Annotated in this window: 8 protein-coding genes; 3 read left to right on the forward strand and 5 right to left on the reverse strand. The window is 74.6% G+C overall.

The genetic code is table 11. From position 1 onward, the window contains the following. The 5 genes from LJ221_RS19525 to LJ221_RS19545 all read right to left on the reverse strand — a co-directional run. The coding region (locus LJ221_RS19525) for a proton-conducting transporter membrane subunit (RefSeq protein ID WP_241718027.1) at nt 1-1313 on the reverse strand (1313 nt) is incomplete at its 3' end. After that, nucleotides 1310-1681 (reverse strand): Na(+)/H(+) antiporter subunit C, encoded by a 372-nt coding sequence (locus LJ221_RS19530; protein WP_241718028.1) that lies wholly within the window; start codon nt 1679-1681, stop codon nt 1310-1312. The genes LJ221_RS19530 and LJ221_RS19525, both read right to left, overlap by 4 nt. Next, nucleotides 1681-4572: a Na+/H+ antiporter subunit A gene (locus tag LJ221_RS19535; RefSeq protein WP_241718029.1), complete on the reverse strand. Its 2892-nt coding sequence runs from the start codon at nt 4570-4572 to the stop codon at nt 1681-1683. Before LJ221_RS19535 ends, LJ221_RS19530 begins: the two co-directional genes overlap by 1 nt. Before the next feature lie 721 nt (nt 4573-5293). Continuing rightward, nucleotides 5294-6223 carry a polysaccharide pyruvyl transferase family protein gene (locus LJ221_RS19540; RefSeq protein ID WP_241718034.1) on the reverse strand — a complete coding sequence of 310 codons (930 nt, stop codon included), beginning with the start codon at nt 6221-6223 and terminating at the stop codon, nt 5294-5296. Nucleotides 6224-6291: 68 nt separating this feature from the next. Then, nucleotides 6292-6519: a DUF6480 family protein gene (locus LJ221_RS19545; RefSeq protein WP_241718030.1), complete on the reverse strand. Its 228-nt coding sequence runs from the start codon at nt 6517-6519 to the stop codon at nt 6292-6294. A gap of 83 nt (nt 6520-6602) precedes the next feature. Between LJ221_RS19545 and LJ221_RS19550 the strand changes: the two genes are divergently transcribed. From LJ221_RS19550 to LJ221_RS19560, 3 genes are all read left to right on the forward strand, one after another. Next, entirely contained in the window at nt 6603-7568 is a 966-nt protein-coding gene (locus LJ221_RS19550) for an NAD-dependent epimerase/dehydratase family protein (RefSeq protein WP_374228509.1), read from the forward strand. Between the two features lie 245 nt (nt 7569-7813). Beyond that, entirely contained in the window at nt 7814-9451 is a 1638-nt protein-coding gene (locus LJ221_RS19555; RefSeq protein ID WP_241718032.1) for a carbamoyltransferase C-terminal domain-containing protein, read from the forward strand. Next, on the forward strand, nt 9448-10172 hold a 725-nt coding region (locus tag LJ221_RS19560; protein WP_241718033.1), incomplete at its 3' end, for a glycosyltransferase family 2 protein. The genes LJ221_RS19555 and LJ221_RS19560, both read left to right, overlap by 4 nt.

Here is a 10172-nt window from a genome sequence, read left to right on the forward strand (position 1 = left end):
CCCCCCCCCCCCCCCCCCCCCGCCCGCCATACCCGGGCCATCACGTACAGGGTCAGGAGGCTGGTGAGCAGGGCCGCGGCCAGCAGTGCCGGGACGGCCGCTCCTCCCTGTGCCACGCCGGCCTGGAGCAGGGCGAGTTTGGCCACGAAGCCGGACAGCGGTGGGATCCCGGCCAGGCTGAGGGCGGCGAGTGCGAACAGCCCGGCCAGCAGCCCGGGCGCCGGCGCCGTCCGGGCCAGCCGGGACAGTGTGGCCGTGCCGCTCCAGCCGACCACCAGACCGGCGATCAGGAACAGCGCGGCCTGTGCCGCGATGTGGTGGACGGCGTACAGGACGGTCCCGGCGAGTCCGCCGACGGTGTACAGCGACAACCCGAAGAGCATGAACCCGATGTGGCTGACCAGCACGAAGGACAGCAGCCGGTTGACGTCGTGCTGGGCGACGGCGCCCATGATGCCCACCAGGAGCGTCAGCGCCGCCGCGATCAGCAGCGGGGTCCAGGTGTCCGAGCGAGGGAAGAGCAGTGTCTGGGTGCGCACCATGGCGTACAGGCCGACCTTGGTCAGCAGTGCCGCGAGCACGGCGGTGATCGGTGCCGGGGCGGTCGGGTAACTGTCCGGCAGCCAGAAGTGGAGGGGGACCATGGCGGCCTTGATGCCGAAGACGATCAGCAGCAGCAGACTGAGCACGCTGCGGAGCCCCTCGGGGAGCCCGGGGACGCGGTCGCCGAGGTCGGCGAGGTTGACCGTGCCGGTGGCCCCGTAGATCAGCCCGATGGCGGTGAGAAACAACAGCGAGGACAGCAGGCTGGTGATGGTGTACGTCATCCCGGCTCTGATGCGGCCCTCCCCGGCGCCCAGGTTGATCAGCACGTAGGAGGAGGCGAGCATCAGCTCGAAGGCCACGAACAGGTTGAACAGATCGCCGGTGAGGAAGGCCAGCGCGACCCCGGCCACCAGCAGCAGGTACGCCGGATGGAAGGGGGTGCGGGGCAGCCCCCTCTCGGCGGTTCCCTGGCCGATGGCGAAGACCAGCACGGCCAGGGACACCGCCAGCGCCACCACCAGCAGCAGCGCCGACAGCCGGTCCGCCACCAGGGCGATCCCGGCCGGCGCCGGCCAGCCTCCGACGGAGAGCACCAGCGGACCGCGCCGGTCGGCGAGCACCAGCAGTACGGCGGAGACGGCCAGCACCGCCGTCAGGGTCCCGGTGCCCAGGATCCGCTGGGCCGCGGCGCTGCGCCACACGGCCAGGGACAGGCCCGCCGCCAGCACCGGCAGCAGGACGGGGGCGATCAGCAGCCAGCTGATCACGATTCCAGCACCTCCTCTCCCACCCTGCGGTCCTCGACGTCATCGCGGACCTCGTCGTGGCCCTGGAGCCGCCAGCTGCGGTAGACGAGCGCGAGCAGCAGGACGGTGATGCCGAAGGTGATGACGATGGCGGTGAGCGCCATGGCCTGCGGCAGCGGGTCGGCGAACGTCTCCGGCGCGTGCCCCTCCCCGGTGATGGGGGGCTCGCCCGGCGGGCCCGCGGCCAGCAGCACCAGCAGGTTGGTGCTGTGGCCCAGCACCAGGAAGCCGAACAGCAGGCGCATCAGGGAGCGCTGCAGCAGCAGGTGGAAGCCGACGGCGAACAGGCCGCCCACCACCAGGGCCGACGTCAGGTCGAGTGCTCTCATCAGGCGCGGCTCCCGGTCGCGGTGGCGGGTGTGTCGGGTGTGCCGCCGGATCCCCCGGCGGCTTCCTCGGGGGTCTCCTGAGCGGGCCCGACCGAGGACAGCAGCTTCAGACAGACGCCGACGACCAGCAGGTACACCCCGGTGTCGAAGACCAGGGTGGTGGCCGGCTCCACGTGGCCGAGCACCGGCAGCGTCACGCTCACGAGCGCGCCGCCCAGCGGTTCGCCCCCGAAGGCCAGCGGCGCCAGTCCGGCGGTCACCGCGAGGGCCAGCCCGCCACCGGCCACCAGCCGGGGGTCGAGGGGAACGGCGAACGCGCTGTCGGCCCGTCCGCCCACCAGGTAGCGCAGGGTGAACGCCTGGCCGGCCACCAGCCCTCCGGCGAAACCGCCACCGGGGCGCAGGTGCCCGGAGTAGAGCAGGTAGAGCGAGAGCACCAGGACGGACGGGAACAGCAGCCGGGCCAGGACCTCCAGCAGCAGGGACCGGTCGTGGGCGGGCAGCTCCCGTGCCTCGGGCAGCCACTGCTCGTGCGGCAGGGCCCAGCGGGCGGTGGGCTCGTAGCGGTCCGCGGCCGGCGGCCTGGCGCGGATGGTCGCGGCCCTGCCGTCCAGCACCCCGATCAGGGCGCCCACCCCGATCGCCGTCACCAGCAGCACGGCGATCTCGCCGAGGGTGTCCAGGGCCCGGAAGTCCACGATGATGGCGTTGACGATGTTGTGAGCCCCGGCCTCCTCCACATGCTCGGTATAGAACTCGGACACGGCCGGCTCCCGGCGGGCGGTGGAGACGGCCAGGGCGAGGACCGCGACAAGTGCGCCGGCGGCCGTGGCCACTGCCAGGCGCAGCCGGCGTACGCGGCGGGATCCGGTCCGGGCGCCGAGTTCGGCCGGCAGCCCGCGCAGCACCAGCACGATGACCACCAGTGTCAGTGTCTCGATGAGGAACTGGGTGAGCGCCAGGTCCGGGGCGCCCTGGACCAGGAACAGTCCGGCGACCCCGTAACCGACCGCGCCGGACAGCAGGGTGGCCGCCAGCCGGTGCCGGACGGCCGCGAGCGCCAGTGCCGTGATCAGTACGACGGCCGCCAGCGGCACCTGGACAGCCGAACTCCACAGCGGCGGGGCGGGCAGCGGGACGTCTCTCAGCAGCAGGGCGGCCCCGGGCACCAGCAGGACGGTCGCCAGCAGCACGGTGAGGTAGACCGGAAGGGAGCCGACCTGGGTACGGCGGGTCAGCCATGCAGCCGCCCCGTCGAGGCCTCGGACCGTCCGCCGGTAGCCCTCCTGCGCGTCGGGAGCGCGGAGGGACCTGTCGCGCAGCGCCGCCAGGGAGGGGCGCAGGCGGTACAGCAGGAGACCGGCGGCCAGGGCGGCGGCGGAGAGCAGCAGGGCGGGACTCAGCCCGTGCCAGAGCGCGAGGTGGTACGGCTCGTCGGGGGACGGCAGGCGGTCGGCGTAGGGCTCGGTGAGGGTCTCGGTGCCCGGGTACCACACGCCCAGGAGCAGGGTGGCCGCCACCAGGGCGGCGATGGGCGCGGCCATGCCGAGCGCCCGGTCTCCGGGGTCCTCCTGCGGTGTCGGCTCCGCGCCGGGCCGGCTCGCGAACGCGCCCCACAGATAGCGGGCGGCGTAGGCCACGGTGAGCGCGGAGCCGGCCACCAGGGCGGCCAGCGTCCATTCCTCGCCCGCCCCGGGACCGTGCCGGGCCGCGTTCCAGAAGGCGTCGAAGTACGCCTCGTGGCCCAGGTAACCGGCCAGCGGCGGCAGCCCGGCCATGGAGGCGGCGGCGAGCGCGGCCAGGGCCAGCAGGACCGGTCTGCGGCGGCCCAGACCGGAGAGCCGGCCGATCTCGCGGATGCCGGTGTGGTGCTCGACCAGGCCGGTGATCAGGAACAGCGACGCCTTGAAGGTGGCGTGTGCCAGCAGCATCACCTCGCCGGCCAGCGCGGAGTTGCGGGTGCCGTAGCCGAACAGCGCCAGGAGGAGTCCGAGTTCGCTGATGGTGCCGTAGGCCAGGACGCGTTTGAGGTCGCTCTCCCACAGCGCCCGCCAGGCGCCGAGGACCAGCGACAGCAGGCCGACGGTCAGCACCAGGGGGCGCCAGGGCTCGGTGTCGGCGAAGCCGGGAGCCAGCCGGGCCGTCAGATAGACGCCGGCCTTGACCATGGCGGCGGCGTGCAGATAGGCGCTCACCGTGGTGGGCGCGACCATCGCGGCGGGCAGCCAGCCGTGCAGGGGGAACTGCGCCGACTTGGTGAAGACCCCGGCCAGGACGAGCACCAGCGCGGCGGGGACGTATCCGCCGTCCGGGGGATCGGCGACCAGTTCCGAGATCCGGTAGGTGCCGGCCGCCTCCCCCAGCATCACGAAGCCCAGCAGCATGGCCAGGCCTCCGCCGGTGGTGACGACCAGGGCCTGCTGGGCGGCCTCGCGGTGCTCCCGGCTCCTGCCCCGGCCCGCGATGAGCAGGAACGACACCACGGTGGTCAGTTCCCAGAAGACGTACAGGACCAGCAGGTTGTCGGCGGTGACCAGCCCGAGCATGACGCCGGCGAAGGCGAGCAGCAGGGCCGACTCGCGGCCGTGCCCCTCGGAGGTGTAGCGGGCGCCGTAGACCAGGACGGCGGCTCCGACACCGCTGACGATCCCCGTCATCAGCAGTGAGAGCGCGTCCAGCCGCAGGACGACCTCCAGACCCAGCGAGGGCGCCCAGTCGAAGTGCTCCACGGGCGCGCCCCCGTCGAGCACGGAAGGGGCGAGCGCCGCCGCCCAGACCAGCGTGGCCAGCGGCACCAGGGCGGCCGCCCACCACACGGCACGCCCGGCGCGCGGCGCGAGGACGGGGAGGACGGCGGCCACGGCGGCGTGGGCGGCGATCAGAACCAGCAAGGGCACTCCCGGGTGAACCGCGCATCAGCGAACAGAGCGTACATAAATGAATGCGTGCCGCGTGGCTGTACACCCGTCCGTGGCATGGTCGCGCCGGGGCCGGGACACGGGCCCGGACTCGATCCGCAGGTGTTCGGGGCACAGGCCCACATGACAGCGCGAGCACACCGCGACGGCAGTGGTGGTGCGGTCCCGTGTCAGGCGCCCGCGGCAGTTCATGGCGTCGGTCCGTTCTCGTCCGGTGCGTGGCCGCGCAGCCCCGGGGACTCCTCCGGTTCGCGGACGCGTGTGTCCGGTCGTTCGGCCCGGTCCGCGCGCTCGCGGGGAGCGGGCGGGGCCTCCTTCCCCGTGATCACCGGTGCGGCACAGTGGCGGAAGAGGGACGCCGGTACGACGACCGGCCGGGCCGGGCCGTACACCGCGCGGGTCGTCGCAAGAGCGATCGCCAGGCAGACCGGGACCGGCGGCGGGCTGAGCATCACGCCGCACCCTCCCTCCTTTCGCACTTCGCGCAGTACCCGGGGCACATGTGTGGAAACACCGGGTGTGCACCGGTTCCAGCTCCGGCGGCGTCCACCGCGTCCGGGCGGCCGCCGGGCGGGCACCGGCGGGCTTCGCGCGGTGCGGGCGAGGAAGGGCGGCCGACGGCACGAGATCGCCACCGGTGTGGGCGGGCGGGCCTGAACCGGCCCGCCTCCGGGCCGCCGGTCGCGGGAGCCGGCTACCTCCGCCGTACGTGCCCGGCGCCGGGCGCCGCGGAGCCGGAATCGGTCTCCGGCCCCATGAGCCGCGCCAGCGCGCCGCCCTGGTCCCGGTCGGGGGCGCGGCGGAAGGCGTAACGCCGGCGCCGGGCCGCGTCCCGGCCCCCGGTCAGGCACCACCGCCACCAGCGGTCCAGCTCCTCCCGGGTCAGCCGCTCGGCCGGGATCAGGGCCGGCCACCGGTGCACCCGGGCCTGGGCCGTCACCTTCGCGCCGCCGGCCACCGGGTCGACGGCCAGGGCGGGGACCCCGGCGCGCAGGGCGAGCACCAGGCCGTGCAGCCGGTCGGTGACCACGACGTCGAGCCGGGCCAGCACGGACTGGAACTGGGCGGGGGTGGCGCACAGCCGCCAGTCGCCGTCCGCCAGGCGGGTGTCCAGCTCCACCCGGGCGCAGTCGGTCCGCGCCAGCCACCCGGTCACCCGGTCGGCGACCTCCTCGTGGCGGCGGCGGCCGCCGTACTCCCCCTGGCCGCGGGTGAGGATCACACCGGCCACCGGGGCGGCGGGCGCCTCGGGCACGGCGGCGGCCAGATCGGCGGTGGGGCGCACCCCGTCGGCGTCACGCGGCAGCACATGGTGGAAGCCGCGTACGGCCGGGTCGCCGGGGTCGATGACCGACACGCCCACGGCGACGCGCACACAGTCCGGGTAGCGCTCGTGGAGCTGTGCGACCTGGGACCCGTGCAGCGGGCCGCAGACGAAGACCACATGGGTGTACCGCGCCGGGTCCGCATCATCCAGATGCGGCTCCTCCGGCCGGAATCCCGGACTCCAGGCGGTGTCGTGGGGTATGCCGGAGCGGTCCAGCACCTCCCGGACGCGCTCCAGCGCCAGCACGTCGCCGGCCGTGGCCTCGCCGTGCGGGAAGGTGAACCAGCCGGTGAGCAGCGCTCTGGGCGCTCCTGCCGCCTCGGTCGTTTTGGGCGTTTCCGGTTTCGCCGTCCGGGGAACCGCTGTCACAGCGCCACCGCGTAGGCGATGAAGAAGCCCGCCACCAGCACGGCGAGGATCAGCAGCAGGATCAGCGGCACCGGGCCCCAGCCGCTGGGTGTGTTGGCGTTCTGGTCCGGGGCTCCCGCGGGCGTACTGCTCTCGCCGGGCGGTGTCTCGCCCGGCGGCACCCCGCCACCGCTCTCGAGGCCGGGCGACCGCCTGGGGTCCGGATCCGGGTGCGTTTCGCTCATGGTCTCCGAGTGCGCAGCGGGCCGCCCCCTTACACCGTCTCCGGGGAACAAAACCGGGGAACGAGAGGAAGAGGTTGCCGATGATGGGTGAACGTGACCGGCGACGGGCCGTGGTGACCGGCGGCGCCGGGTTCCTGGGGTCGCACCTGTGCGAACGCCTGCTGGACGGCGGCCTGGCGGTGACGGCCGTGGACAACCTGACCTCGGGGTCCGAGAGCAACCTCGCGCATCTGCTCGGCCGGGACGGCTTCGCCCTCGTCCGGCGTGACGCCTGCGCACCGGACGCCCTGGCGGACCTGCCCGGCGGCCCCTTCGACCTGGTCTTCCACCTGGCCTGCCCCGCCTCGCCCGCGGACTACCTGCGGCTGCCGCTGGAGACCCTGGAGACGGGCAGCAGCGGCACCCGCAACGCCCTGGAGCTGGCCGCGCGCGACGGCGCGCGGATGGTGCTGGCCTCTACCTCCGAGGTCTACGGCGACCCGCGCGAGCACCCGCAGCGCGAGGACTACTGGGGGCACGTCAACCCCGTCGGCCCGCGCAGTGTCTACGACGAGGCCAAGCGGTACGCGGAGGCGCTGGTCACCGCCCACCGCGGGGCGCGCGGCACGGACACCGCGATCGTGCGGATCTTCAACTCCTACGGCCCCCGGATGCGCGCCGGGGACGGCCGCGCCGTGCCGACCTTCATCCGGCAGGCCCTGGCGGGCGAACCGCTGACGGTGGCCGGGGACGGCGGTCAGACCCGTTCGCTGTGCTACGCCGACGACACCGTGGCGGGCATCGTCGCGCTCGCGCGCAGCGGCCTGCCGGGGCCGGTCAACATCGGCGGGGAGGAGGAGACCACCATCCTGGAAATCGCCCGCCGGGTCGTCAAACTCACCGGATCGGCCTCGCCGGTCACCTTCGTCGAGCGGCCCGGCGACGACCCCGCCCGGCGCTGCCCGGACACCTCCCTGGCCAGGGAGAAGCTGGGCTGGACACCGCGTGTGGGCTGGCAGGAGGGGCTGGAGCGGACCATCGACTGGTTCGCCCGCCGGGCCGCCGCCTGATCCTCCGCCCGGACCGGGCCCGGACGCCGTCCCGCCCTCCCGGGCCGGGCGGCCCCGGCCTCTTCCTCCGGTGCTTCCGGGCCCCCGCGCACGCTTCCGTCACCCGTTGGAGTCAGTTCCCCCGTACAGAGTCGACCTGCGGCGTTTGGCATCACCGCCGGAGGTAACCCCGGACGCCACGGCATTCCCAGGGGCACCCGCAACCACCCCGACTCACCGGGACCGACATCACGGAGGCACCCCTCATGCGCATCCTCGGCGTCAACGCCGTCTTCCACGACCCGGCGGCGGCACTGGTGGTCGACGGCCGCACCGTCGCGGCGGCGGAGGAGGAGCGGTTCAGCCGGCGCAAGCACGGCAAGCGGCCGGTACCGTTCTCCGCCTGGGAGATGCCCGGGCGAGCGGCGGCCTGGTGCCTGCGGCAGGCCGGTCTCACCCCCGCGGACCTGGACGCGGTCGCCTACTCCTTCGACCCCGCGCTGTCGGCCCCCGCCGAATCGCTGGGCCTGGACGACCCCTGGGACCACCTGCGCCAGGAGTACGCCCGCCGCGCCCCGTCCTTCCTGGCCGAGGCGCTGCCCGGCCTGGACCCCTCCGTCGTCCGCTTCGTACCGCACCACATGGCGCACGCCGCGTCCGCCGGGATCGCCGGACCGCACCGCGACAGCGCGGTCCTGGTCCTCGACGGGCGCGGCGAGTGCGCCTCCCACCTGTCCGGCCGCTACCACGGCAACCGGCTGGAGGTGCTGGCCACGCAGAAGCTGCCGCACTCGCTCGGCCTGGTCTACGAGGAGCTGACCGAGCACCTGGGCTTCCTGCGCTCCAGCGACGAGTACAAGGTCATGGCGCTGGCCTCCTACGGCAAGCCGCGCTTCCTGCCCCAGCTGCGCCAGTGGGTGCACAGCGACGGCAGGGGCGGCTTCACCGCCCACGGGGTGGAGTGGGCGGCGCTGGCCCCCGCCCGGGAGGCGGGCGCCGACTGGAACCAGGACCACGCCGACCTGGCCGCCAGCGCCCAGGCCGTGCTGGAGGAGACGCTGCTGGACCTGGCGAGCTGGCTGCACGCCGAGGGCGGCGGCCGGGAGCTGGCCCTGGCCGGCGGGGTGGCGCTGAACTGTGTGGCCAACTCCCGGCTGGCCGCCCAGGGCCCCTTCGAGCGGGTGTGGGTGCAGCCCGCGGCCGGTGACGCGGGCACCGCGCTGGGCGCGGCCCTGCACCTGGCCGCCGCGCACGGCGAGTCCCCGCTGCCGATGCCCGGCGCGGACCTGGGCCGCGGCTGGTCGGACGGAGAGATCGAGTTCTTCCTGAAGGACGCGGCCGTCCCCTTCGAGCGGCCCGCCGACATCGCCGTGACGGTCGCCGAGACGCTGGCCGGCGACGGGATCGTGGCATGGTTCCAGGGCCGCGCCGAGTACGGCCCGCGCGCCCTGGGCCACCGCTCGCTGCTGGCCCACCCGGGCCGGGCGGAGAACCTGGACCGGCTCAACCGGGTGAAGGGCCGCGAGGAGTTCCGCCCGGTGGCGCCCATGGTCGCCGAGGAGCGCGCCGCGGAGATCTTCGACGGGCCGCTGCCCAGCCCGTACATGCTGTTCGTGCACGACGTGGCCAAACGGTGGCGCGACCGGATCCCCGCGGTGGTGCACGTGGACGGCACCGCCCGCATCCAGACGGTGAACTCCGGCGACGAGCCGCTGGTGGCGCGCATGCTGGACGCCTTCGAGCGCCGCACCGGGCTGCCGGTGGTGGTCAACACCAGCCTCAACACCGCCGGACGCCCGATGGTGGACTCCCCGCGTGACGCGCTGGAGTGCTTCGGCTCCTCCCCCGTGGACCTGCTGGCCATCGGACCGTTCGCGGTCCGCCGCGGAAGGTTCTTCACGTGAGCGCCCCGCACCTGGCCGCCGTCGACTACTCGGTGGTCATACCCACCCTCGACCGCCCTTGCCTGGCCGACTGCCTGGCGTCGCTGGGCGGGTCGGCCGGCCCCGAGCCGCGCGAGATCGTGATCGTGGACGACCGGCCGCAGCCCGAACCGCTCCGCGAGGACCTGCCGCTGCACGCGCTGGGGCCGCTGCGCGAGCGCGCCGCCGTGGTGCAGACCGGCGGCCGGGGCCCGGCCGGCGCCCGCAACATCGGCTGGCAGCTGGTCACCGCCCCCTGGGTGGCCTTCCTCGACGACGACGTGCGTGTCGGCGCCCGCTGGCGCGAGGCCCTGGCCCGCGACCTGGGTGAGGCCGACCCCACCGTCGCCGGGGTGCAGGGGGCGCTGGACGTGCCGCTGCCCACCGGGCGGCGCCCCACCGACTGGGAGCGCAACACCGCCGGCCTGGCCCGCGCCCAGTGGGCGACGGCCGACATGGCCTACCGCACCGAGGCGCTCAAGGCGGTCGGCGGCTTCGACGAGCGCTTCCCGCGCGCCTTCCGCGAGGACGCCGACCTGGCGCTGCGGGTGCTGGACGACGGCTGGCGCATCCGGCGCGGCAACCGGCTCACCGCGCATCCGGTGCGGCCCGCCGGCCGCTGGGTGTCGCTGCGCATGCAGCGCGGCAACGCCGACGACGCGCTGATGCTGCGGCTGCACGGCCCCGCCTGGTGGCGGCGGGC

The organism is Streptomyces sp. CNQ085, assembly GCF_022614595.1.
GTDB lineage: Bacteria > Actinomycetota > Actinomycetes > Streptomycetales > Streptomycetaceae > Streptomyces.